23 protein-coding genes, 2 pseudogenes and 1 riboswitch are annotated in these 24,477 nt (G+C 36.7%); of the genes and pseudogenes, 16 read left to right on the forward strand and 9 right to left on the reverse strand.

Annotated features, from left to right (window positions below; all coding sequences use genetic code 11):
* Window positions 1-40: 40 nt before the first annotated feature.
* A complete protein-coding gene (locus tag ACHZEU_RS19710; RefSeq protein ID WP_004226138.1) occupies window positions 41-1,246 on the reverse strand; it encodes an iron-containing alcohol dehydrogenase in 1,206 nt (401 codons plus the stop codon).
* Window positions 1,247-1,687: 441 nt separating this feature from the next.
* On the opposite strand from ACHZEU_RS19710, the gene ACHZEU_RS19715 reads away from it, so the two are divergent.
* Together ACHZEU_RS19715 and ACHZEU_RS19720 are read left to right on the forward strand one after the other, a co-directional pair.
* A complete protein-coding gene (locus tag ACHZEU_RS19715) occupies window positions 1,688-1,867 on the forward strand; it encodes a hypothetical protein (protein ID WP_259955491.1) in 180 nt (59 codons plus the stop codon).
* A 20-nt stretch (window positions 1,868-1,887) separates the two neighbouring features.
* A complete protein-coding gene (locus tag ACHZEU_RS19720) occupies window positions 1,888-2,871 on the forward strand; it encodes an MFS transporter (RefSeq protein ID WP_259955493.1) in 984 nt (327 codons plus the stop codon).
* 71 nt (window positions 2,872-2,942) lie between these two features.
* Here the strand turns inward: ACHZEU_RS19720 and rpsD are convergent, their stop codons facing one another.
* Window positions 2,943-3,545, reverse strand: a complete 603-nt coding sequence (rpsD, locus tag ACHZEU_RS19725) for a 30S ribosomal protein S4 (RefSeq protein ID WP_004226141.1) — start codon at window positions 3,543-3,545, stop codon at window positions 2,943-2,945.
* 573 nt (window positions 3,546-4,118) lie between these two features.
* Between rpsD and ACHZEU_RS19730 the strand changes: the two genes are divergently transcribed.
* Window positions 4,119-5,897: a sensor domain-containing diguanylate cyclase gene (locus ACHZEU_RS19730; protein ID WP_404803671.1), complete on the forward strand. Its 1,779-nt coding sequence runs from the start codon at window positions 4,119-4,121 to the stop codon at window positions 5,895-5,897.
* An 88-nt stretch (window positions 5,898-5,985) separates the two neighbouring features.
* Here ACHZEU_RS19730 and ACHZEU_RS19735 read toward each other — a convergent pair.
* Together ACHZEU_RS19735 and hisJ are read right to left on the reverse strand one after the other, a co-directional pair.
* Window positions 5,986-6,465: pseudogene (locus tag ACHZEU_RS19735) on the reverse strand (GAF domain-containing protein).
* Between the two features lie 25 nt (window positions 6,466-6,490).
* Window positions 6,491-7,285 (reverse strand): histidinol-phosphatase HisJ, encoded by a 795-nt coding sequence (hisJ, locus tag ACHZEU_RS19740; protein ID WP_048393531.1) that lies wholly within the window; start codon window positions 7,283-7,285, stop codon window positions 6,491-6,493.
* A gap of 163 nt (window positions 7,286-7,448) precedes the next feature.
* Between hisJ and ezrA the strand changes: the two genes are divergently transcribed.
* From ezrA to ACHZEU_RS19765, 5 genes are all read left to right on the forward strand, one after another.
* Window positions 7,449-9,149 (forward strand): septation ring formation regulator EzrA, encoded by a 1,701-nt coding sequence (gene ezrA, locus ACHZEU_RS19745; RefSeq protein WP_404803672.1) that lies wholly within the window; start codon window positions 7,449-7,451, stop codon window positions 9,147-9,149.
* An 89-nt stretch (window positions 9,150-9,238) separates the two neighbouring features.
* Window positions 9,239-9,706 (forward strand): GNAT family N-acetyltransferase, encoded by a 468-nt coding sequence (locus ACHZEU_RS19750; RefSeq protein ID WP_333879476.1) that lies wholly within the window; start codon window positions 9,239-9,241, stop codon window positions 9,704-9,706.
* Between the two features lie 106 nt (window positions 9,707-9,812).
* Window positions 9,813-10,964, forward strand: coding sequence for a cysteine desulfurase family protein (locus ACHZEU_RS19755; protein WP_333879477.1), 1,152 nt, complete (start codon window positions 9,813-9,815; stop codon window positions 10,962-10,964).
* Complete coding sequence (gene thiI / locus ACHZEU_RS19760; protein ID WP_048393538.1) at window positions 10,965-12,173, forward strand: tRNA uracil 4-sulfurtransferase ThiI; 1,209 nt, start codon at window positions 10,965-10,967, stop codon at window positions 12,171-12,173.
* Between the two features lie 145 nt (window positions 12,174-12,318).
* A complete protein-coding gene (locus tag ACHZEU_RS19765; protein WP_004226165.1) occupies window positions 12,319-12,537 on the forward strand; it encodes an alpha/beta-type small acid-soluble spore protein in 219 nt (72 codons plus the stop codon).
* A 69-nt stretch (window positions 12,538-12,606) separates the two neighbouring features.
* Here ACHZEU_RS19765 and thiE read toward each other — a convergent pair whose 3' ends face one another.
* From thiE to thiM, 3 genes are read right to left on the reverse strand one after another with little or no spacing between them, the layout of a single operon-like run.
* A complete protein-coding gene (gene thiE / locus ACHZEU_RS19770) occupies window positions 12,607-13,251 on the reverse strand; it encodes a thiamine phosphate synthase (protein ID WP_103118659.1) in 645 nt (214 codons plus the stop codon).
* A 31-nt stretch (window positions 13,252-13,282) separates the two neighbouring features.
* Complete coding sequence (gene thiD / locus ACHZEU_RS19775; RefSeq protein WP_404803673.1) at window positions 13,283-14,065, reverse strand: bifunctional hydroxymethylpyrimidine kinase/phosphomethylpyrimidine kinase; 783 nt, start codon at window positions 14,063-14,065, stop codon at window positions 13,283-13,285.
* Window positions 14,053-14,820: a hydroxyethylthiazole kinase gene (gene thiM / locus ACHZEU_RS19780; RefSeq protein ID WP_404803674.1), complete on the reverse strand. Its 768-nt coding sequence runs from the start codon at window positions 14,818-14,820 to the stop codon at window positions 14,053-14,055. Before thiM ends, thiD begins: the two co-directional genes overlap by 13 nt.
* Window positions 14,821-14,903: 83 nt before the next feature.
* A riboswitch (TPP riboswitch) is annotated at window positions 14,904-15,001 on the reverse strand.
* A 190-nt stretch (window positions 15,002-15,191) separates the two neighbouring features.
* On the opposite strand from thiM, the gene mbcS reads away from it, so the two are divergent.
* From mbcS to ACHZEU_RS19810, 6 genes are all read left to right on the forward strand, one after another.
* Window positions 15,192-16,775: an acyl-CoA synthetase MbcS gene (mbcS, locus tag ACHZEU_RS19785; protein ID WP_048393547.1), complete on the forward strand. Its 1,584-nt coding sequence runs from the start codon at window positions 15,192-15,194 to the stop codon at window positions 16,773-16,775.
* Window positions 16,776-16,960: 185 nt separating this feature from the next.
* Entirely contained in the window at window positions 16,961-17,974 is a 1,014-nt protein-coding gene (gene sppA, locus ACHZEU_RS19790) for a signal peptide peptidase SppA (RefSeq protein ID WP_404803675.1), read from the forward strand.
* Between the two features lie 12 nt (window positions 17,975-17,986).
* Window positions 17,987-18,436, forward strand: coding sequence for an RDD family protein (locus ACHZEU_RS19795; protein ID WP_404803676.1), 450 nt, complete (start codon window positions 17,987-17,989; stop codon window positions 18,434-18,436).
* Between the two features lie 42 nt (window positions 18,437-18,478).
* The gene (locus ACHZEU_RS19800; protein WP_404803677.1) at window positions 18,479-18,613 is read left to right on the forward strand and encodes a hypothetical protein; all 135 of its coding nucleotides are present in this window, start codon (window positions 18,479-18,481) and stop codon (window positions 18,611-18,613) included.
* A gap of 124 nt (window positions 18,614-18,737) precedes the next feature.
* On the forward strand, window positions 18,738-19,241 hold the full coding sequence (gene tpx, locus ACHZEU_RS19805; protein WP_004226187.1) for a thiol peroxidase: 504 nt from the start codon (window positions 18,738-18,740) through the stop codon (window positions 19,239-19,241).
* Between the two features lie 89 nt (window positions 19,242-19,330).
* Window positions 19,331-20,260, forward strand: a complete 930-nt coding sequence (locus ACHZEU_RS19810) for a class I SAM-dependent methyltransferase (protein ID WP_259419417.1) — start codon at window positions 19,331-19,333, stop codon at window positions 20,258-20,260.
* Between the two features lie 61 nt (window positions 20,261-20,321).
* On the opposite strand, the gene ACHZEU_RS19815 is transcribed toward ACHZEU_RS19810, so the two are convergent.
* A complete protein-coding gene (locus tag ACHZEU_RS19815) occupies window positions 20,322-20,771 on the reverse strand; it encodes a universal stress protein (protein ID WP_004226191.1) in 450 nt (149 codons plus the stop codon).
* 421 nt (window positions 20,772-21,192) lie between these two features.
* Here ACHZEU_RS19815 and ald point away from each other — a divergent pair, with 421 nt between their 5' ends.
* Window positions 21,193-22,308 carry an alanine dehydrogenase gene (ald, locus tag ACHZEU_RS19820; RefSeq protein WP_404803678.1) on the forward strand — a complete coding sequence of 372 codons (1,116 nt, stop codon included), beginning with the start codon at window positions 21,193-21,195 and terminating at the stop codon, window positions 22,306-22,308.
* Between the two features lie 51 nt (window positions 22,309-22,359).
* On the opposite strand, the pseudogene ACHZEU_RS19825 reads toward ald, so the two are convergent.
* Window positions 22,360-23,448, reverse strand: a pseudogene (locus ACHZEU_RS19825) (M24 family metallopeptidase).
* Between the two features lie 235 nt (window positions 23,449-23,683).
* On the opposite strand from ACHZEU_RS19825, the gene ACHZEU_RS19830 reads away from it, so the two are divergent.
* Window positions 23,684-24,367, forward strand: a complete 684-nt coding sequence (locus ACHZEU_RS19830; protein WP_404803679.1) for a metal-dependent hydrolase — start codon at window positions 23,684-23,686, stop codon at window positions 24,365-24,367.
* The last annotated feature ends 110 nt before the right edge of the window (window positions 24,368-24,477 follow it).

Genomic DNA, 24,477 nt, shown 5'->3' on the forward strand with positions numbered 1-24,477 from the left:
TTTTCTCCATCCTTTGTATAGGCTTATAGGAAACCGTCGATTAAGAAAGGGCAACTGCCTCGAGTGACTCTTCTTTTTTCACAATAGGACCCATTGCATTTGTGATGATTTGTTTGATATCCTCTAGTGTTGCTTTACGAGGGTTCGTCTCAGCACACACATCTAATAATGCATTTTTTGCTAAGATCTCAATATCCTCATCTTTTGCACCTAATTCACGGAAGCCGCTAGGAATATTTAAATCTTGTGATAACTTCTCAATAGCTGTAATAGCCTTTTCAGCCGCATCTCGCTTACTTAAACCCTCTACATTTTCTCCTAATAATTCAGCGATACGAGCAAAGCGCTCTGTACGTGCTGTGACATTAAATCGACAAACATGTGGCAATAAAATAGCGTTGCACACGCCATGTGGTAGGTTATAGAAACCACCCAATTGATGAGCAATTGCATGAACATAGCCAAGTGATGCATTATTAAAGGCCATTCCCGCTAAAAATTGTGCATATACCATTTGTTCACGCGCTTCTATATCAGCTCCATTTGCATAGGCACGTGGTAGATATTCAGGAATTAGCTGAAGGACCTTTTCAGCACATGCGTCCGTGATTGGTGTAGCATTCGTAGAAACGAATGATTCAATAGCATGTGTTAGCGCATCAACCCCAGTAGCTGCCGTAAGAGCAGGAGGTAAACCAATCATTAATTCAGGATCGTTTATAGAAAGTAACGGTGTCACATGCTTATCAACAATGGCCATTTTTACTTTGCGTGCTGTATCCGTGATAATAGTGAAACGAGTCATTTCACTGGCAGTACCAGCAGTTGTATTAATTGCAATTAATGGCACAAGTGGATTTTGTGATTTATCAACGCCTTCATAATCATGAATGCGTCCACCATTCGAAGCAATAAGTCCGATACCTTTTGCTGCATCGTGTGCGCTGCCTCCTCCAAGAGAAACAATAGAATCACAGTTTTCCGCATGATACACGGAAATGCCATCTTCTATGTTTTGATCTGTTGGATTTGGTTCTGCTTTAGGGAAAATTGCTACATCAATTCCAGCAGCTGTAATGATGTTTGCAATTTGTTCTGAGAGACCTAATTTGTGTAGACCCTCATCTGTTACGATTAATGTCTTTTTCACTTCTAAATCATTTAAGCGTTTACCAACTTCTTGAATTGCTCCAGGTCCAAATAAGTTTGTTTTCGGCATAACAAATTGCTTTAGAACGTCTGACATATTTCCAACCCCTTTTAAAAAATTATTATTGCTTGAATGATGGTGAACCACCTTTCGCAATTCATCGTATTCTATTTTTTGTAAAAGTTCAACTCGTATTTTTATTAAAATTGTTAAATTTCTTCATGTTATTATTTTACAAAAAAGTTAAGGTGATGATAGGAGCATTGGAATGTTGTTTTGTTGTAGAATATTGAATTTAAAAAGGTTTTAAAAATATTTTACTATGAAAGTAAAATATATTTTTTGGAAAACAGTTCTATTTTGATGATCTAATGAATAGTAAATAACTGATATTTTGTTTTTATTATAAAGGTAGTGATTATGTTATTTTGAAACTATGTAATTGTTATTTTAAAGTACATAAAATTGCCACAATATAAGAGAGAAAATTATTGTTGGTTATAATAATCTGGGCAATGCGTCTGCGCTAAAAAAGTAGTGCATCATTTTGAAGAAATCAGTGAAAATAAAAATTCTTGCTTTGGATTAACACATGAAGATAATTTACCTGTATTAGGGGTAGAGCCGTATATTGAACTGATTCAAATGTCTTCTTCAAGTGATACAAATCGAGAAGATGCCAAACATCTAGTGTTTTTTCACTTGGATTTGCACTAGGGTGTTTTTTCTATGGTGCGATATCAGAAAAATATGGTCGTAAAAATATCATTGTATTTGGGCTTTTTTTATTAAGCGTAATAACGTTACTTCTAGGTTTAGTTAATGACTTTTCTTTTATCCTTCTATTGAGAGGATTACAGGGGCTTGCGGCAGCAACATTTTCACCAGTAGCACTTGCCTATACTCTTGAGGTTTTTCCAAATGATCGAAAAGTTGGGGCAGTAGGTTTTATCAGTACGGGATTTCTTGTAGCGGGTATAGTTGGTCAGGTGTTTAGTGGATATGTAAGCGACCATAGTCATTGGCACGTCATCTTTTATGTACTTGCTGTAGTGTATGTTATGACTGCTTTGTTAGTCGTGTGGATCTTACCGAAGGGAATAATTCAGATTGAAACTAAAAATATATGGGCTCCTCTGAAGAGAATTGGTATTATTTTCACCAATAGAAATTTGATCTTTAGTTATATCATTGCGTTTGTATTAATAATGTCATTTGTCAGTATGTACATTATTTTAGGGGCTTATTTAACGAGTGATTTCTTTGGTATGAAAAGTCAGAACCTTATTTACATTCGTATCTTTGGGATAGTGGGGATGGTTATGTCACCATTTGCGGGGAAAATAGCAAAGCGTTTTAATGTGCTGTTTGTACTGAAAATGGCCTTAACTCTTTCGATTATTGCACTGACCGCGATGAGCTTTATTTCAACTATAGCCGGTTTAACAATCAGTAGTATTTTATTTGTTGGTGGGATTGCACTTGCTGTTCCTTCATTAGTAACGCTTGTTAGTCAGTTAGGTTGGAATATGGGAGGAATTGCAGTTTCTATGTACACAGTAATTTTATTTGCTGGAACAAGTGTTGCACCGTTCATATCTGCTTATTTCATACAATTTGGTAGCTTTACTGTAGCCTTCCTCCTACTTGCTACAATACTCGGTACTGGATTAGTTTTTGCGCTAATGATTAAAAGCGGAAAAAACGTAGGTTCTAATTGATTGTTCATAGAAAAAAAGCCCTGAAGCCTTGGTATACAAGGGATTTCAGGGCTTTTATTAGCATCAATTGATTAACGAGAGTAGTACTCTACGATGAATGCTTCGTTGATTTCAGCTGATAATTCAGAACGCTCTGGAAGGCGAGTGAATGTACCTTCTTTTTTGTCAGCATCGAATGTTAAGTAGTCAGGTACGAAGTTGTTTACTTCGATTGCTTCTACTACTACAGCAAGGTTTTGAGATTTTTCACGAAGAGAAATCGTTTGACCTGGTTTTACGCTGTATGATGGGATATCAACGCGTTTGCCATCTACTAAGATGTGACCGTGGTTAACTAATTGACGAGCTCCACGACGAGTACGAGCTAAACCTAAACGGTAAACTAAGTTGTCAAGGCGAGTTTCAAGAAGGATCATGAAGTTTTCACCGTGAACACCTTTCATTTTACCAGCGCGGTTAAATAGAGTACGGAATTGACGTTCGTTCATACCATACATATGACGAAGTTTTTGTTTTTCTTGAAGTTGTAAACCGTATTCTGATAATTTTTTACGTTGGTTTGGACCGTGTTGTCCTGGTGCGTAAGGACGTTTTTCGATTTCTTTACCTGTACCGCTTAGTGAGATACCAAGACGACGTGATAATTTCCAAGATGGACCTGTATAACGAGACATATTGTTGTCTCCTCCTTTAAATTTGGTTTTTTTGTTGTAAAACAAAAACCAGTAGTACCCATTCTTACACGCATTTTATTTTCATGTACTTTCGCCTATGCAGCCGTTAGGTTACACAATACACCATCTAATTTTCATTGCTGATCATCTAAGTGGTTGTACATCAGAAAATAGAGGAATAAAATACAATCATAAGCTTATACCACTGCTGCGTTTATTTTACACAACCTCCATTGTAACTGCTTCGGACAAGGACGTCAATTATTAGCTAGTAAAAAAATATAAAAGAACATAGTAGGAAATTCCTCACTACCTATTTAAAATAATATGGGAATAGTTAATGATACGCTGTGTTATGTAAATTGTAAAAGTAAGGGATAATTACATAGTCAAAATGACACAAATTATGTATAATATATTATAAGTTAATAGTAATTGATTTGGACGTTATATAGAAAAGGTGATTTCATGACAGACCATTTACAAACGCTAAAATATATAAAATCTGATGTTTTGAGCTTTTGGGTGAGTTCTTATGAAGAACAAACTAGTTTTAATGGGTATTTTTGTTCATTGAAACAGTTTCTAAAGAAGCGCTTGAAAATTGATAATGCTGCTTTTCTTAGTTTTGAAGGTAATTCCTTAATCCCAATCGAAGAGATGGCTTCATTAACAATTGAAACAAAGCTAAATGCTGTGTCATGGCTGATGATTGAAGCTAGTTTTTATCAACAAAAAGTAGTGAAAATTCCTTATATATTGAAAGCAAGACAGGCCTATTCAATGATGACAGATATGGTGCTTTTCCAAGCAGAGGGCAAAAATCCCATTGGTATATTACTTGTGGAGGCAACAGAGTCTTGGACAGACTTTATGACCTCGGAGTATGGTGAAGAGTGTATAGAAACACTTTCAAAGGTTCTTCAAATGATTAGAGACAATTTAGATGTCAAAATAAATGAAGACCAATATAGAAAACTATATAACATGACTGACTTATTTCATTCAACAATGGATATTGATTTAATTTTAGAAAATGTATTAAAAAATATACGGGATAATTTTCCTGAGTTTAATGTGGAGCTTATTTTATCGAATGATCAAGATCGACACACGACCATCGATATTAAGCTTTTTGATTATTTATCAGAAAGACCTGCTACAATTGAAGCCTTTGTATCAGGAGAGTTGACGACAGAGCTAGCGAGCGATTTAAATTGTCGGTTGTTAAATGCACCGATTAAGGGCAGGCAAGCTATTTATGGCATCTTGCAAGTAAGTGCACCSACCACTTATCTTTTTTCAACAACCGAAAAAGATTTTGTACGGATGCTGGCACAAGCTTCAGGAAATGCTCTTGAAAATGCAAAGTTATATCATCAATCGCATCGCCTCGTGAGTGACTTACAACTCATCAATGAAACTTCGCATCGTTTAAATATGCGAATTGACATTCATGAAATGTTACTTTTCCTACAAAAGCAGTTACTGAAATCCTTTCAGCCAATGGAAGTATGTTTCGCATTTAAAAAACACGAAACATTTGAAATAACAGGTGCAAGTACCTCCCTGTTCCATTCAGAAAACGGTCAAAGTTATATAAAACATGTTGTACAGCACTTTGCTCAAACGAATGATCCACTATTTGTTGCCGATTTCAGCCGTCTAACTCCTAATCAAATTGAGTATCGCTCTATTATGGCGATTCCTATACTTATGGAGGAAAAGATTAATGGTTTTAGTATTGTTTTACATAAAGAGCCATATTTCTTTTCATTCGATAGTTTCAAATTAATGCAATCTTTAATTCACCATTCATCATTAGCCATTGCAAACTCAATTTTACGAACACAGCTTCAGGAAATGGTCGATTTGGATCATTTAACGAAACTGTATGCTCGTAGTTACCTCGATCAGTTTGTAGAAAAATCACTTGAATATGATCAATCTGGTATGTTTTTGTTAATTGATATTGATAATTTTAAACGCATTAATGATACGTATGGTCACCAAGTTGGAGATAAGATTCTTGTTCAGATTGCGGTTCAATTAAAAGAGACTATTGGAAGTCGTGGGATTTGTGCAAGATGGGGTGGAGAAGAAATGTCTGTCTATGTCCCTAACATCGATGAAAAAGAAGCTTTAGAATTAGCATCAACCATTGTGGAAGTCATTCCAAGTACCACAGATCCACAAGTAACCATTTCTGCGGGTCTTATAACATGGGATGAGCGAGATCGACCAGCAKTCCAATCTGTGTTTTTACATGCAGATACAGCCTTGTATGAGGCGAAAAACAGCGGGAAAAATCGCTTTTGTACTCACAATGGATCGTTCCAAACGAATTCATAGGATTATAAAGCAAAACGTAAATGGTTGTTTAAATAAATCGCCCTGAAATGACAATATAAAACATTTCAGGGCAATTTTTAATATTGTATTATAAATGGTTAAGGAGTGTTTTAACAAATTCCTCTAGGCCATTACGATCTTCCTCTGAAAAGCGATTCACGATAGGACTATCGATATCTAACACACCAATAATTTCACCTTGCTTCATTAGCGGTATAACAATTTCAGACTGCGATGCAGCATCACAGGCAATATGCCCTGGAAAATCATGTACATCTTTTACAACAACTGTTTTTCTTGTTGCCACAGCTGTACCACAAACACCACGCCCAATAGGAATTCTAAAACAGGCAGGAAGACCCTGGAATGGTCATAACACAAGCTCATTATCCTGGAAGAGATAAAAACCAACCCAGTTAATGTTCGTTAAAAATTGATTTAACAGAGCAGAGGCATTACTTAAATTGGCGATTTGATTGGTTTCGCCAGTTAATAGTGCATCTAATTGTTTTGATAATGTCAGATACTGGTCAGCAATTGATCCTTCGTAATTAATTTGTGTAAACATACTAAGCACCTCGTTTAAAAGTTATTTATATTGGTAATATAACATTATAGTGTTGATGTAAATCTTCTGCGCAATGTGCATCTGAACCAAATACATATGGTAGTTTAATAGTTTGACTATAATTGATAAGGGCAAATGGTGGATAAGGCTCCTGACAATATTGTTTACTTAAACCAGCACTATTTAAATCTAATTCATAGCCCGCGAATTTCATGCTGTCTAATACTTCTTTGATACGTGGGGTGTCATTGATTTTTTCGTTGTGCGCTAGTTGGAATTTATGAATAAGTGATGGATGCCCAATCCGTTTCGGTTTGTATGGTCCAAGATCTGCTCTAATCGATTGTAGGACAGTATCATAATATAAATCATATAGCAGTTCAACAGAGCCAACTTTTTTTGAAAAATCAATAAAGCATTCAGAAGAAAAGTCGATACATACAAAGGTATCTTGCCATTTTAAAAAATGGACTGATAAAATAGCGTCATCTAAAAGATGTCCATAGGTATCAAGGAATTGACGAGTTTCTTGTTCGTAGCCTTGGATGTAGTCAACTTCTAGTCCGATGCGGATACGAATATCTTGTGCATACTGTTGTTGTAGATGTTGCAATTCTTCAATGTAAGACATGAGATCATCAGGATTCATGCCACTATCTTGTTGCGGGGTTGGATCGACAAAACTTTTGGGCAATGGGGCGTGTTCTGTAAATGTTATATCTGTGAAATGTTGAGAAATTGCTTTTTCAATATATTGCTTGAATGAGTCCGTAGTGCCATGTGGACAAAAAGGACTATGTATATGCCCATCACGTTTCATAATTTACCACTCCTTTAGCTCTATAGATACGCTATTTAAATATTTCACAATAGCGAAAATACAGTTTTCTGAAAAACACTTAAATTTTAGAACAAAAGGCGAAAACATAGTATATAATAAATACAACTAGCCAATTCGTTTATTGTAGAATAGGAGGCTTACGATGGAGTATATCATCATTCCGATTATCCTACTATTAATTTTAGCCATAGTAGGATTTATGATGCGAAGAAAACATGTTGCAATTATTGCAAAACTAGAAAATGAAAAACTACAAATACAACATAATCCTATAAATGAAGAAATTTCAAAAGTAAAATCTTTAAACATGAACGGTGAAACGGAAGAAATGTTTGAACGATGGCGCAATACTTGGGATGAAGTCATCGACGTACATATGACTAAAATCGATTCTCTTCTATTTGATGCTGAGGATCAAATTAATCGACTTCGTTTTAAAAGGGCAACTTTAAKAGAACGTGAAATTGAAGATTACATTGAGAAATGCGACCAAGATAAAAATAAAATTTTAGAAGAACTGAATGAATTAATTGGCAGCGAAGAAAAAAATCGAATTGAAATCGAACAATTAAAAGAATACTATCGCTCTGCAAGAAAGACATTGCTGGCTCATCAACATTCATTCGGTGTAGCATTACCTGCATTAGAGAAGAAGCTAGAGACATTTGTTCAAAAATTTGAAGAGTTCGATGTCCTAACAAATGAAGGTAATTATTTGCAAGCGCGAGAAATTGTCATTAGCTTAAATCAAGAATCGCAGCAGACATTCGAATATATTAATGATGTTCCAACCATCTTAACGGAAATTCAAGTAAAGCTACCAGGTGCGGTTCAGGAATTGCGTAATGGTCAGCGTGAAATGGAAGACCAATCTTACTATTTACAGCATTTAGAATTGACAGATGCACTTAATAAATATGAAAAAGAATTCGAGGCATTAAAACTCGAACTTGCAGAGCTGAATTTAAAAGTTGTTAAACCGCGTGTGACAGAAATAAATGAAGAAATCGACCATTTTTATGATTTACTTGAAAAAGAGGTTATTGCTAAAAATTATGTAGATCAAAATTGTGATCGTTTATTAAGTTCTATTACTAATGTCATTTCTTCAACAAAATTAGTGAATGACGAGGCAACGTATGTACAGCAAAGTTATCATTTAAATGAAAAAGATGCCGAAATTCCAAAAGCCGCTTTAAAACAATTGGAAGCACTGCAACGTCGCTATGATCTATTAGCTATGCGAGTTAGGGAAGAAAAATCAGCTTATTCTAGCTTACAGGAAGAGTTAATCGAAATTAGTGAAGAGCTTGAACGAATTCACGAAGAACAAGGTCATCTGTCTAATACAATGAAGAAACTTCGAATAGATGAAAATAAGGCACGCGCTCAAGTCGAAAACTTAAAGAAAATATTACAGGATACTGATCGTTTATTGAACAAGGCAAATATTCCAGGAATTCCTGAGGAGATGGATGCACGACTTGATGAGGCAGCAGAGCACATCTATGTTGTCATGCAAAGCTTGCAAGAAGTACCACTTAATATGGGTACTGTTCATAATAATCTAAATGCAGCAACACTCTGTGTAGAGGATGTTAAAGTAAAGGCACATGAGTTAATAGAAAATGTGATGCTCATTGAGCGTATTATTCAGTACGGCAATCGCCATCGCGCATCGAACCCAAAATTGAACGGACGTTTAAGAGAAGCAGAAGAGGCTTTCCATCAATTCCGTTATGCAAAGGCTTTAGAAGAAGCAGGTACAGCAGTGGAAGAAATGGAGCCAGGTGCCTTAAAGCGTATTCAAGAAATGGTTGCCGAAGAATTCATAGCAAAATAATTCAAATAACATTTTGAGCTGTCTAAAAAGTATAGCGATTACTTTTTAGACAGCTTTCTATTTATGCTTAGATTAGGATGTGATTCAGTATGAAATTGTCAATCAAAGAAATGAATGAACATTTCGCAAGTGAAATTTTACAATGGCGATATGTAGCACCTTACGATTTTTACAATAATGAATTATCGGGTAAAAATGTACAAGAAATGCTTGATAATCCTTACTTTGCGATCTTTAATAATCATAGTGAATTAATTGGCTATTATTGTACAGGTAAAGCAGCCCAAGTGCCAAAAGGGCAAGGTTTTGGGGCGTATGAAGAACACTGTATAGATATTGGAATTGGGTTGAAGCCAAATCTAACGGGTCAAGGATTAGGAACGGCATTTTTTTCGTTTATTGTTCAAACAGTTCAAGAAGAATATCAGCTGCCATTACGTTTAACAGTTGCACTATTTAATAAGAGAGCAATCCATCTTTATGAAAAATTTGGTTTTGTTAAAGCAATTGAATTTAGTACACCAACAGAGTTTGTCACGATGGTGAAAAAAATGTAGGATATCAATTAAAATTTAAATAATTGTTAAAGTTAGTGGTCAATCGCCAAAGATTGCGTTATGATAAATACCGTTAAATCAACGTTTTGAAAGTGTGTGAAAAGTTATGGTTAATACAATTTATTTGGATAATAGTGCAACAACTAAGCCTTTAAAAGAGGTTATGCAGGCTTTTATGGTTGTAAATGAGCAGTATTATGCCAACCCTGCTTCCATCCATGCTATGGGTGTTGAAGCAAATGATTTATTAATACGTGCGCGTGAGCAAGTAGCAGATATTTTGCAGACAGAGGCAAAAAATGTGCTATTTACTTCAGGTGGTACAGAATCAAATAATGCAGCTATTTTTGGAATAGCACGTAGTAATACGCATATAGGAAAGCATATTTTAACGACTGAAATTGAACATCCATCAGTGCTAGAAACAATGAAACAACTTGAAAAAGAGGGCTATGATGTTGAATATCTTCGTGTCGATCGAAGAGGTGTGATTTCTCTAGATGAGCTTCGTACTAAAATACGAAAAGAAACAATTTTAGTTAGCATCATGCATGTGAATAATGAAATGGGCGCAATTCAGCCTATTAAGGAAGCAGCAAAAATGGTTCATGAAATGAGTCGTGCTGCCTTTCATGTTGATGCTGTGCAAAGCTTTGGGAAATTAGCAATATCCTTTAAAGAAGAAGGACCTGACTGTATTTCTATCTCTGGTCATAAAATTCATGGCTTTAAAGGCTCAGGAGTGTTAGCATTCCGTAAACCCATAAGATGGCAGCCCTTTGCTCTTGGTGGAGGTCAGGAATTTGGTATGCGTAGTGGTACTGTAGCAGTTCCGCAAGCTGTTGCTTTAGCGAAAGCGGCTCGACTTGCTGTTGAAACAATGAACGAACGCACAAATAAATACCGTCAATGGCACGATGAAATCCGAACTCAGCTAGAAAGTTATGGCGAAGCAGTCCATGTTTTATCAACGCCACAGGGAGCTGCGCATATTGTGTCATTTAGTGTTCGTGATTTAAAAGGGGAAGTCATTATTAATGCTATGCAAAAACGTGGTGTCATTGTGTCGACATCAAGTGCATGTTCTTCCAAGCAAACGAAAACAAGTCATGTCGTCGAGGCGCTTCACCTTGATGAGCATTATAAAAATGGCGTGATTCGCCTTAGCTTTGGCGCACATAACACAATAGAAGATATAGAAAACTTTAAACAAGTACTAGCAGAAGTAATGTTGGAACTCAAAGGAGAAAATAAGTAAATGATTTGGAAAGAAATTTTAATTAGATATGGTGAGCTTTCTACAAAAGGTCGCAACAAAATGGATTTTATCCGCCGTTTACGTGAAAATATTCGTCATGCCTTTGCAGATTTAGGACAACTGCATATTCGCACAGAACGTGACCGTATGTTTATTGCCATAGAAGACGAAGCACAAATGCAAATGCTAATTACAGGTTTACCTAAAATTTTTGGTATTCAATCATTTAGCCCTGTCGCTGCATGCGAAAAAGATATGGACAGTATGAAAAAGCTCGCTATCACTATTATGGAGACATTTAAAGATGAGCCACATACATTTAAAGTAGAGGTAAAACGTACTGATAAAACATTTCCTTTAGAATCTCATGCCATCCAACGTGAGATCGGTGGCTATGTTTTACCACAATTTCAAAATTTATCTGTTAAAGTGAAGCAGCCTGATATTGAGCTACGTGTAGAAGTTCGCCATGATGCAACTTATATGATGGCACAAGTCATTCCTGGTGCAGGTGGAATGCCTGTAGGATCAAATGGCAAGTCTTTATTAATGCTATCTGGCGGTATTGATAGCCCTGTCGCAGGTTATTTAATGATGAAGCGTGGTGTGCGATTAGAGGCAATTCACTTCTTTAGTCCACCTTATACAAGCCAAAATTCATTGGAAAAAGTTAAAGTGCTTGCCAATGAATTAACAAAATTTGGTGCTAGTATTCGTTTGCATGTCATTCCTTTTACTGAAATACAAGTTCTTATTAAAGAAAAAGTACCTTCCAATGTATCGATGACGACAACACGCCGAATGATGTTGAAGGTTGCTGATCAGGTGCGTGAGGAAATTGGTGCACTTGCTATTGTAACGGGCGAAAGTCTTGGACAAGTGGCGAGTCAAACGCTTGAAAGTTTAACAGCAATAAACGCAGTAACAAATACACCTATCCTTCGTCCGCTGATTTCAACTGATAAATTAGAGATTATTGATATTGCAGAAAAAATCGGCACATACGAAACATCTATTCAGCCATTTGAAGATTGCTGCACGATTTTTACACCAGCAAGTCCAAAAACAAAACCGAAGCTTGAAAAGGTTGAGCATTATGAAAGCTTCTCTGACTTTGATGAATTGATCGAGCGAGCAGTGAAGAATCGCGAGGTCTATATTTTCCCTAAGAAAGAAGAACAACAAGATAAATTTGCAGATCTACTATAAGGATTCAAAAGCCGTCTCAAAGCCCATTTTGAGACGGCTTTTTTGTATGGATATTGTTATTCCAATAGAGGTACAATTTACCTCTAAATTTTTTGTATTAAAAATCTAATATCGCACATTCTATATTCACAAGGAGGTGAGAAACATGGCTTCAAACAACAACCGTAGTTCAAACCAGCTTGCAGTACCTGGTGTACAACAAGCACTAGATCAAATGAAATACGAAATTGCACAAGAATTTGGTGTTCAATTAGGAGCTGAAGCTTCAGCTCGTGCCAACGGTTCCGTTGGTGGTGAAATCACTAAACGTCTTGTACAAATGGCAGAATCTCAATTAAAAGGTATGCCAAACAACAACCAATAAATGCTGATTAAGCATTTATAAACTTAAACCAGTGACCGTAAAAGGCACTGGTTTTAGTTTGTTTATTGATCATTTATTTATACGAGATAAGGATCTAAATGTAGCTACTGTATGATCAACATCTTTGCTTTGACAAATAGCTGAAATAACAGCAACACCATCAACCCCCGTTTGAAATACAGAATGTACATTTGTGAAATTTATTCCACCAATTGCTACAATTGGTAATTCAGGATGTAATGAATGTGCCTCCTGTAAAAAAGATGTACCACATGGTGGTTGTGCATCACTTTTAGAGGATGTTGGAAAGATTGGACCGATACCAACATAATCAGCTTGATGGTTAATAGCTATTTGCAATTCTTCCTCGCAATGGACAGATACACCAAGAATCATGTTCCCGATTCTTTTACGTGCTACACTTACMGGTAAATCATCTTGTCCGATATGAACACCATCAGCTCCTAGTCGTATCGCTAGATCAACATCGTCATTAATGATAAAGGGCACATGATAGTGATGACATAGTTTTTGACATTGGCGTGCAAATTGTTCATAGGCAAGTCCTGTTAACGCGTGAGGACCTTTTTCACGAAATTGAAACATTGTAATGCCTGCTTGCAAGGCTTTTTCTAGGATATAGATAGGTTGTTCTTGAGGAGGAACATTGCTCGTACCCATAATAAAATAAAGCTCCAAATCCTCACGTTTCATGAATAATCACCTCACAGCCTTCCTTATACCGTCACTTATCAAAATGATTAGTGGGTCCATGACCATTTCCAATCGATAAATTAAACATAATAGCTAATTGGATAAATTTTTTAGCTTCTATAATGGCATTTTCCAGAGCAAATCCTTGTCCAAGAAAAGCAGTAAGTGCTGCGGAAAATGTACATCCAGTACCATGCGTATTTTTTGTTTGGATTCGTGGAGACTGCAAAGAAAAAGAACGTCCATTTTTGCAAAATACATAATCAATGGCATAAAGTGGATCTGCTAAATGACCACCTTTAATGATGACACATTGTACACCTAGCTGTAACAAGCTTTGAGCTACTTCTTTCATATCTTCAAAATGATGAATAGATCTCCCAGTAAGTGTCTCTGCCTCGGGTATATTGGGCGTAACAACCGTAGCAAGTGGTAATAAAGTTGAGCGTAAGGCATCGATAGCTTCTTGCTGTAATAGGCTTTCCCCACCTTTTGCAATCATCACCGGATCAACAATCAGTGGAATGTTTAGCTCCCTGATCTTGTGTGCTATTGCTTTGATAATTTCTGAGGAATAAAGCATTCCTGTTTTAATCGCAGCGATTGGAAAATCTTCTACTAAGGCCTCTAATTGTTTTTTTATAAAGGAAACGTCAATAGGGCAAACACCTGTTACACCCAAAGTATTTTGAGCAGTTAGAGCAGTAATAACAGAAGTACCGAACACTTCTAATTCCTGAAATGTTTTTAAATCAGCCTGTATACCCGCGCCACCACCACTATCTGAGCCAGCGATTGTTGTTACAATATGCATGAAGCTGCACCATCCTTTGATAAGCGATGTATAGCATTGAGTAAGGCTATTTGAAAATCACCAATGTCTGCAGTAAATGCGGATGCCAGTACACCTGCTTTTTTATAGTAAGTAAGTGTTTCTGTTAATTGTTGGTAAGGATTATGGCTTACACTATAGGCTACGCCACAAATTACACTAAGTAAACAACCTGTACCGGTTACTTCCGTCATTTGTGGATGACCACCAGCGATCCATTGGCTATGCTTGCCATCAGTTATAAAATCGCGTTCTCCTGTGACAATAACAATGCATTGATAGCGTTGAGCCAATGATGTGGCTTCTAATTCCATAGCTATAGTGCCATGACCACTATCGACACCTTTTTGTTGCCAATTTACACCAACTATTGCTGCTAGCTCGCCGAGATTACAGCGAATCACGGCAAAGTGTATGTTTTCCAGTAAGTATCTTACGGTTTCCTTACGATAAGTTGTGGCTCCAACTCCGACAGGATCTAAAATAACAGGAATACCAAGTTTATTGGCTTTTTCACCTGCTAATAACATGGCACTTTTTGTGCGATCATTAAGTGTTCCAATATTAATTAATAATGCTTGAGCAATGGCCACCATCTCCTCTACCTCTTGGTAGTCATCGGCCATTACTGGTGAAGCACCTATCGCTAATAAACCATTTGCTTGAAAATTTGCCACTACATAATTGGTTATACAATGGATAAGTGGTTGCTGTTGACGAATTGTTTGAAAAATCATTGTAGTCCTCCTTTAGGGATGGACGTAAGCATGCAAAAAAGGCTCTTTTTGTGTAAAAATGCACGAAAAGAGCCTTTCATCTGAAAACGATGTTTATTGCTCCCTACGTCAGTATTAACTAACAGGTTCAAAGGGTCAGGTTTTACCTTCTCAACTCTTACGAGTCCCCCTGCAATCTTGCTTTTAGTTGACCAAAATGTACCATACTTTTCATTTGTATTCAATAGCAAGTTTTCCTATAGATAAAATGTGACCGATGCCATATAGGAGGGTATGATAGTTGTCATGACTTTACCGAAATTAAGCACAAACCATTGAAAATGCTGAAAAAAGAGTTTTATAATGTGTCATAACAAAAGGGGGCAATTGCCATGAAAAGACAAGATTTAGTTGCACCAGAATGGTATAACATAGTAGAGGAAATTGAAAAATATGCTCAGGATGCAGCCAAAAATGCTTTAATCATTTATGAAGAAAACCAAGACATCCAATGTATTACATATGCACATTTATTGGAAAAAGCGAATCAAGCAGCACATGTATTCACCAAGCAAGGTTTAAAGAAAGGTGATGTCATTTTAGTAATGGTACCACGTTCGGTTGAAGCATATATTGTGTATATTGCTGCATTGAAAGCGGGTTTAACAATTATTCCAAGTTCTGAGATGTTAAGAACAAAGGATATTGAGTATCGAATTCATCATGCAAATGCTAAAGCAGTTATTGCATTTGAACCCTATATTGAACAGTTCGATAAAGTGGGAAATTTACAAGACATACTGCAATTTGTCATAGGGAATGCACATGAACCTTGGCAGAACATACTTGAAAAAATGAATAATCAACCTACAACCTACATAAATCCTATCCCAACAAAAAGCACAGACAATGCATTTTTAGCCTATACAAGCGGAACAACAGGAAATCCAAAAGCAGCAGTGCATACGCATAGTTGGGGCTATGCTCATTTACGAACAACAGCACCACATTGGTTGGGTGTACAAGAAAATGATATTGTTTGGGCGACTGCAGCACCAGGGTGGCAAAAATGGATTTGGAGTCCATTTCTAGCTACTTTAGGCAGTGGTGCTACTGCATTTGTCTACAAAGGTAAATTTGAAGCAGCTTCTTATTTAGCATTGCTTGAGAGATTCAAAATCAATGTACTATGCTGTACACCAACTGAATATCGTTTTATGGCAGCGCTTGAAAATTTACATGAATATGATTTAAGTGCAATTCGCCAAGCTGTATCAGCTGGTGAGCCATTAAATAGTGAGGTTATTAGAGTATTCTTGGAAACATTCAAATTACAAGTGCGAGATGGCTATGGACAAACGGAAAATACATTATTGGTAGGCACAATGGTAGGGATGGAAGCGAGAGTTGGCTCTATGGGAAAACCTACTCCTGGCAACACTGTTGAAATTATTAATGATTTGGGCAAACCTGTTACAATCGGAGAAGTTGGTGATATTGCTGTTCATCGCGAAACGCCAGCACTCTTTAAAAAATATTTAAATGATCCTGAACGTACAAATTTACAATTTCGTGGGGATTGGTATATTACAGGAGATCGTGCCTATAAAGATGAAGATGGCTACTTTTGGTTTGACGGACGAGGAGACGATGTTATTATATCCTCAGGCTATACAATTGGCCCTTTTGAAGTAGAGGATGCTTTAATGAAACATCCAACTGTAAAAGAGGCTGCTGTTATAGCGAGCCCTGATAAAGTAAGAGGAAATATTGTCAAAGCATTTATTGTTCTGCGCAATGGTGAAAAAGGTGATGGAGCGCTTATTCAAACACTCCAAAGTCATGTTAAATCATTGACCGCTCCTTATAAATATCCACGTGCTATTGAATTTGTAGAGGAACTACCAAAAACATCTTCTGGGAAAATTAGACGTGTCGAATTACGGCAACAAGAAATCAAACACCTCCAATTATAATATTTCCTAGGAAATAATGTCGAAAATCAAAGTTCATCAAAGGTATGGACTTTGATTTTTTTATTTTTTTTAGGTAAGGTAATATGAGGAAATACATAGCTTAAAGCTTTTTGTGTTTAATTATTGCAAAAAAATGAAACAAATTGGCAAGTCATACGTATTACGTGTTGAGGAGGCGGAAAGACATGAATGTAAAAAGGTGGGTTGCTTTAGTAGTGGCTGGTGTTCTTTTACTATTTTCGTTAGGAATTAATACCATTTTTGCGCTATTTAAAGCAGATTTCCTAGGTAATTTTGATAGCTTAATGGCAGGTAATAGCTTAGATGTATATGAAAATGTCATTGAAGGGGAGAATTTTGATAAGCGAATTGCTTATTTAAAGGTAGATGGAACGATTCAAGATATCGGCTCAAGTACATTGTGGCAACCAGTTGCCTATGATCATCAATTTTTCTTAGAACAATTGGATAATATTTTATATGATGAGTCCATACAGGGTGTTGTTTTAAGCGTTAATTCACCAGGTGGTGGTGTAAAGGAATCTGCAGATATCTATAAAAAGCTACTAAAAATAAAAGAAGAACGACAAATTCCAATTTATGTATCAATGGATTCTATGGCAGCTTCAGGTGGTTATTATATTTCTGCACCAGCAGATAAAATATTTGCCCATCGTGATACAATAACAGGCTCTATTGGTGTCATCATGCAATCAATTAACTATCAAGAGCTGGCTGAAAAAGTAGGAGTCAAATTTGAAACGTTTAAATCGGGAGAGCATAAAGATATGCTAAGTCCAATGCGTGAAGTGACAGCAGAGGAACGTGCAATGATGCAAGATATGATTAATGAAACGTACGAAGAATTTGTAGATATTGTAGAGCAGGGACGTAATATGTCTGAAGCAGAAGTGWAGAAGGTTGCAGATGGTCGTATTCTTGTCGGTACAAAAGCACTTGAAGCAGGGTTTATTGCCGACACTGGGTATGTCGAAGCGTCAGATGTAGCTATAAGAAAAGATTATGGACTTGAAGATGCGGCTTTATTTGAGTATTCATACGATATGGGTGGCTGGCAATCATACGTAGGTATGAAAATTGGCTCCATGTTCGGTCCCTCTGCCGAAGAAAAAATGCTAATGAAAATCATGACGGACTATAGCGCTCCGAAAATGATGTATCTATATGGGGAATACTAAGGGGGGAGCACAATGACAAACAATGAAATTGTTATGCAAGGTTCACCCTCATTGGAAAATGGCTTCTATATAAACACTTCAGGAGAATCAGCACATGAAAAAAACTATGCATTAAAAACTGCTGGTTTTTGGGTACGATTTTGGGCATTTTTATTAGACGGATTCATCATTTCTGCTGTAGGTGGAATACTCGTCAATCCTATCTTCTATTTAATGGATTGGTCTTTATCTGATTCGGTTTGGTATGCGCCAATTTCTATTATTTCAGCAATTTTCTACTATAGCTATTTTGTGCTGATGACCAAGTTCTTTGGGCAAACACTAGGGAAAATGGTGTTCGGATTACGTGTAATTTCATTAAAGCACGATCAGCTAACTAGGTCAGATGTGTTATTACGTGATTGGATTGGTCGTATCTTCAATAATATTTTTATGCCACTGTATATTTTGGTAGTGATTTAGCCAGAAAATCAAGGCTTACATGATTATTTTGCCGATACAACAGTGGTACACGAAAAAATCTTTATTGAAAAGGCTTCAACACCGACTACTTTACCAAAACAAGAAGAACATATAGAAATTACTGTGCAAGAAGAAAAAATAGACTTAGCCAAGCTAGAGGAAAAAAATGAACAATAAACATAAGACTGTCTCAAATTAGGAGACAGTCTTATCTATTTCTAAGTATGTAAGCTATCATAGTTGCAATTAATTCCCTTCATTTAGTAATATTATGTACATATGATGATTAGGAGGCGTTTAGATGGCACAAGTAACATTTAAAAATGGTCCAGTGACACTAGTAGGAAATGAAGTAAAGGTGGGCGATCAAGCTCCAGATTTTACGGTATTAGCGAATGACCTATCACCTGTAACATTAAATGATTCAGAAGGAAAAATTCGTTTATTTAGTGTTGTACCATCATTAGATACTGGTGTATGTGATGCGCAAACACGTCGATTCAATGAGGAAGCAGCTAACTTAGGTGATAATGTAGTCATTTATACAGTATCTGTGGATCTTCCATTCGCTCAAAAGCGTTGGTGTGGTGCAGCAGGTATAGATGCAGTCCAAACTGTATCAGATCACCGCGACCTTTCATTTGGTGAGGCATATGGCGTATACATTCAAGAATTACGTCTTCTGACACGTGCAGTATTCGTTGTGGATGCAAACAATAAAGTAACATATGTTGAATATGTACCTGAAGCTACAGATCATCCAAACTATGAAGCGGCCATTGCAGCTGTCAAAGCACTAGCATAATAAGCTGCTTTTAGGCTAAGATAATACTAGACAAAGGGGCTGTGACAAGTGTTTGTCACGGCTCTTTTCTGCGTGAAAGGAAGTTAGATATGGAAAATATCGAAAAGTTATTTGGTTTGCTAAATGAGCATGCCGAAAAAATCGAAAAAGAACACAATATAACGTTACTAGAAGGATTATTAGATGGGTTAGAGGCATGGCTTGATGGCGAAGTTGATTTTTCTCAAAAAGATGCAACAAAAGAGGATATTCGTAAAGCTATTCAAATTGCTATTTTAAAAGGGATGCGCAAAGGCTCACAGCCGAATCATCAAATGACTCCTGACACGTTAGGGCTATTAGTGGGCTACTTTGTGGAGCAGATTTTTGCAGAGCGTCTTGAAAATGAAAAGATCTCGATCATGGACCCAGCAGTAGGCACGGGCAATTTATTACTGACGGTTATGAATTTATTAGATGGAAAAGTGGAAGCAACAGGTGTAGAGGTGGATGAGCTACTTATTCGTCTTGCTGCGGCAACTGCTGACTTAACAGAACAACCTATTTCTTTATACCGTCAAGATGCCTTAGAAGATTTATTGGTCAATCCAGTGGATGCCGTTGTTTGTGATCTACCTGTAGGTTATTATCCAAATGAAGAAGTGGCGCTCGATTATGAATTATGTCCAGCGGAGGGGATGAGTTATGCCCATCATTTATTCATCGAGCAATCAATGAATTATACAAAGGATGGCGGCTATTTATTTTTCCTTGCACCATCTCATCTGTTTGAGTCAGAGCAGTCTAAGCAATTACACAAATACATTCAAAAACATGCGTGGATTCAAGCGATTATTCAATTACCTGACTCGATGTTTGCAAATAAATCATTAGAGAAGAGCATTGTGATTTTACAAAAACAATCGAAGGAATTGAAAGCACCTAAAGAAGTCCTATTAGCTAAAGTACCAAATATGCAGAATAAGCAGGCACTTGCGCTATTCTTTGAAAAAGTGAAGATGTGGAAAGAGGGCAAGTAATTGCTCGTGAGTRAMAGTAAAAAGGTATCCTATACAAGGATACCTTTTTATGTATTACAAATTAGTTTTCAGGCGTACGGATAACTAGTACGTCACATTTAGCTGAACGTACAATAGCCTCAGATACAGAACCGATTAGGAAGCGTTCTACTGCATTTAGACCAGTTGCACCACAAATGATTAAATCTGCGTCTACGATGTTAGAAAGCTCTTTTGTTATGATATTTTTTGGAGAGCCATACTCGATGATAAGATTAACATTCGTTAAACCTTCATCTTCAGCTTGCTTTTTGTAACCATTTAATAGTTCTTCAGAAAATGCTTGAGCACGCTCTGCAATGGAACGGTCATATGCTTCGATAGCAGCAAATGAACGAGTATCGATTACATTTACTAGATTTAACACTGCACCTTCGTTTCGTTTTGCAACATCAATTGATTTACGAAACGCGTATTCAGCTTCTTTTGAACCGTCTACTGCAACAACAATGCTTTTATAATGATTAGCCATTTGAAAAACCTCCCTGATTTGTATATGTTGATTATACCAAATGATTTTCTAAAGGAAATACTTTCCGCAAGAAAAATTATGCTTATCTGAAGGCATTTCATACACAACTGACACTTCCCTACAAATATCTAATTCCAACTATTTGCAGTGTGTAAACGTCTTTTGATTGGTTTCAACTACACATGAATCAGTTCCATTAACTGCTACCTATACTCCTTTTTAGTTTTTAAATATAGTAATTTATAATGATATACAACGTTTGAATATTTGTTATTTTGGAAATCTTATAAATTTTATCTGTATTTGCATTAGTTAAAGCTTTTTTTGCAATTGTTTGGTAATATGGAAGTGCAAGGGGTGCATCAAGTTTAGTTACATAAATGATGCTTATTTCTTACGTTATGGAAGGGGATAGGAAACAATGAAGATTGGTATTCCAAAGGAAATTAAAAACAATGAAAACCGTGTAGCAATGACACCAGCAGGAGTTGTCACTTTAACACATGCAGGGCATGAAGTGTACATTGAAACAGGAGCGGGGCTAGGGTCAAGCTTTACGGATGCTGATTACATTGCAGCAGGTGCTCATATTGTTCAAACAGCTAAAGAAGCTTGGTCCCAAGAAATGATTATGAAGGTAAAAGAACCTGTAGCTTCTGAGTATGATTACTTCTACGAGGGTCAAATTTTATTCACTTATTTACACTTAGCGCCAGAGGTTGAATTAACTCAGGCACTTTTAAATAAAAAAGTTGTAGGAATTGCCTACGAAACAGTACAATTAGCAAATGGTTCATTACCTTTGTTAACACCAATGAGTGAAGTCGCTGGTAAAATGGCTACACAAATTGGTGCACAGTTCTTAGAGAGAAACCATGCTGGTAAAGGTATTTTACTAGGTGGTGTATCGGGTGTACAACGTGGAAAAGTGACAGTAATTGGCGGTGGTATTGCGGGTACAAATGCTGCAAAAATTGCTGTTGGCATGGGTGCTGATGTGACAGTTATCGATTTAAGCCCAGAACGTTTACGTCAATTAGAAGATATGTTTGGACGCGATGTTCAAACATTAATGTCTAATCCATATAATATTGCAGAATCAGTGAAAGATTCAGATTTAGTTATTGGTGCTGTATTAATTCCAGGCGCAAAAGCACCGAAACTTGTATCGGAAGAAATGATTCAATCAATGCAAGCCGGCTCTGTTGTAGTTGATATTGCAATTGACCAAGGTGGTATTTTTGCAACATCTGATCGTGTGACAACACATGATGATCCAACATATGTGAAGCATGGCGTTGTACACTATGCAGTTGCAAATATGCCTGGTGCGGTACCACGTACTTCTACAATTGCTTTAACAAATAATAAAATTCCATATGCACTTCAAATTGCCAACAAAGGCTACAAACAAGCTTGCCTTGATAATGCAGCACTGAAAAAAGGWGTGAATACATTAGATGGACAACTTGTTTATAAAGCAGTGGCAGATTCGCAAGGACTACCATTTGTCAATGTGGATGAGTTAATTCAATAAACTTTGCTAGACAGAGAAAAAGGAAGCACACTAGTTGCTTCCTTTTTTGCATTATAGAATGATTAAATCTTTCGGGAATTTTGTTAATACTTCAACGCCATCTTTTGTAACGACAACATCATCCTCAATACGTACGCCTGTTACATCTGATTTATAAATGCCAGGCTCAATCGTAAAGACCATACCTTCTTCCATCGTCATCTCATTGGCACCTGTAACAGATGGGAATTCATGCACAGAAATACCAAGACCATGTCCAAGGCGGTGCGTGAAATATTCACCATAACCAGCCTCTGTAATTGTATCACGCGCAATTTTGTCTAAGTCCATCGCACGAACACCTGGTTTTACTGCTGCGACAGCATTTGTATTGGCAGCTAAAACAGTTTGATAAATTTCTTTTTGTGCTTCACTAGGCTCCCCAAAAGCTACAGTACGTGTAATATCTTAGCAATAGCCATCGTAAATAACGCCAAGGTCAAATAGTACCATATCACCTTTTTCAATTTTACGTGCACCTGGCTTCCCGTGAGGAGAGGCAGTTTTTGGTCCACTCAATACCATTGTTTCAAAAGACATTTTACAGCCTTTATCTTGAATGGCACTTTCGATTGCTGTTAGGATTTCCATTTCTGTTTTACCTTCAGCAATTTCCTTGCAAYCGATTTCAATTGCATAATCGGCCAATTCAGCAGCTTTACGTAATTTTTCTACTTCACTTTCATCTTTGATTCCGCGCATCGCATTAATTTTTTCGTCAAAACGCACAAAGCTAGCTTGAGGGCAAGATTGCTGTAACGCTTCCAACCTCTCCACCATGAGTTGTGCTTTTTCACTATCAAATGTAGCTGGGGTGATTTGGCGTGCTACAATCGCTTGAGCAAGAACTTCCATCGAATTTTCTGTATCTTGATGACCAATTACCTCATAAGACCAACCAGCAGCCTTTGCATCTGGAATCTCCATTTGTGGACAAATTAGAAAAGGCTCCGCATCTTTAAAAATCATGACTCCTAGTAATCTTTCATGTGGATTACTTTTAAAGCCTGAAACGTAAAAAACATTGTCAGGTGTTGTTACGAATGCTGCATCGATATGATTTTGCTGCAAGTAACGTTGGATTTCTTCAACCTTTGACATTAATATGTCCTCCTTTTAGTGCATTGAAAATTTTTTACGTAAGAAAGCTTCGACTGCCGAAAAAAGTAGCGAGGTTTCTTATAGAGTACTGAATAATTATGCTCTAACAGGGTATAAAGCTGTTAGAGAATACTACCATTATTCTCTGTACAAGCATATCAAAAAAAGGGAAAAAGCGCATGGGTAGCGAATTAAAATGTTGGACTGTACTTTGTTAATCGAGGAGGATGTTAAGATGAAAATAAGTTATCATGGACATTCAGTTGTCAAAATTCAAACAAATGGAAAAACGATATTAATTGACCCTTTTATTAATGGCAATGGGCAAACAGACTTAAAAGTGGCTGACGAAGCGCCAGATATTATTTTACTTACACATGGCCATAATGATCATGTTGGAGATACAGTAGAATTAGCGAAGAAAAAAGATGCGCTAGTCATTGCGCCAAATGAACTGGCTAATTGGATTTCTTGGCAAGGTGTAAAAACACACCCAATGCATATAGGTGGTGCAAAGGAATTTGACTTCGGTAAAGTAAAGTTTACACAAGCCTTTCATGGCTCTTCTTATGTAACAGAAAATAACGAAATAATTTATATGGGCATGCCTGCTGGAATTTTATTATTTATTGAAGGATTAACAATTTATCATGCGGGCGATACAGCTCTTTTTGGTGATATGAAACTAATTGGTGAACGACATCCAATTGATATTGCATTCTTACCAATTGTTGATAATTTTACAATGGGGCCAGAGGATGCAGCGTGTGCAGTTTCGTTTTTAAAGCCGAAAATTGTCGTACCGATTCATTACAATACATTCCCACCAATCGAGCAAGATCCACAGATTTTTGCAGATTTAGTACAAAATACAGAAGTTCAAATTTTGAAAGCTGGCGAAAAAGTAAACTGTTTCTAATCGTTGGTAATGCTGTACTATATGAATTGACACCACGCTGGTAGTTGAAATGATGGGGAAAGTTAAACAATTTCATCACTTTATATTAAATATTTTAATAAAAAATATGG

The sequence above is a fragment of the Lysinibacillus sp. S1 genome (assembly GCF_044986265.1).
Lineage (GTDB): Bacteria > Bacillota > Bacilli > Bacillales_A > Planococcaceae > Lysinibacillus > Lysinibacillus capsici.

Excerpts from the sequence above, each read along its gene's own strand:
- ACHZEU_RS19710 (WP_004226138.1), bottom strand. The coding sequence starts at position 1,246 with ATGTCAGACGTTCTAAAGCAATTTGTTATGCCGAAAACAAACTTATTT.
- rpsD (WP_004226141.1), bottom strand. The coding sequence starts at position 3,545 with ATGTCTCGTTATACAGGTCCATCTTGGAAATTATCACGTCGTCTTGGT.
- hisJ (WP_048393531.1), bottom strand. The coding sequence starts at position 7,285 with ATGAAACGTGATGGGCATATACATAGTCCTTTTTGTCCACATGGCACT.
- ACHZEU_RS19750 (WP_333879476.1), top strand. The coding sequence starts at position 9,239 with ATGAAATTGTCAATCAAAGAAATGAATGAACATTTCGCAAGTGAAATT.
- ACHZEU_RS19755 (WP_333879477.1), top strand. The coding sequence starts at position 9,813 with ATGGTTAATACAATTTATTTGGATAATAGTGCAACAACTAAGCCTTTA.
- thiI (WP_048393538.1), top strand. The coding sequence starts at position 10,965 with ATGATTTGGAAAGAAATTTTAATTAGATATGGTGAGCTTTCTACAAAA.
- ACHZEU_RS19765 (WP_004226165.1), top strand. The coding sequence starts at position 12,319 with ATGGCTTCAAACAACAACCGTAGTTCAAACCAGCTTGCAGTACCTGGT.
- thiD (WP_404803673.1), bottom strand. The coding sequence starts at position 14,065 with ATGCATATTGTAACAACAATCGCTGGCTCAGATAGTGGTGGTGGCGCG.
- thiM (WP_404803674.1), bottom strand. The coding sequence starts at position 14,820 with ATGATTTTTCAAACAATTCGTCAACAGCAACCACTTATCCATTGTATA.
- mbcS (WP_048393547.1), top strand. The coding sequence starts at position 15,192 with ATGAAAAGACAAGATTTAGTTGCACCAGAATGGTATAACATAGTAGAG.
- ACHZEU_RS19795 (WP_404803676.1), top strand. The coding sequence starts at position 17,987 with ATGACAAACAATGAAATTGTTATGCAAGGTTCACCCTCATTGGAAAAT.
- tpx (WP_004226187.1), top strand. The coding sequence starts at position 18,738 with ATGGCACAAGTAACATTTAAAAATGGTCCAGTGACACTAGTAGGAAAT.
- ACHZEU_RS19810 (WP_259419417.1), top strand. The coding sequence starts at position 19,331 with ATGGAAAATATCGAAAAGTTATTTGGTTTGCTAAATGAGCATGCCGAA.
- ACHZEU_RS19815 (WP_004226191.1), bottom strand. The coding sequence starts at position 20,771 with ATGGCTAATCATTATAAAAGCATTGTTGTTGCAGTAGACGGTTCAAAA.
- ACHZEU_RS19830 (WP_404803679.1), top strand. The coding sequence starts at position 23,684 with ATGAAAATAAGTTATCATGGACATTCAGTTGTCAAAATTCAAACAAAT.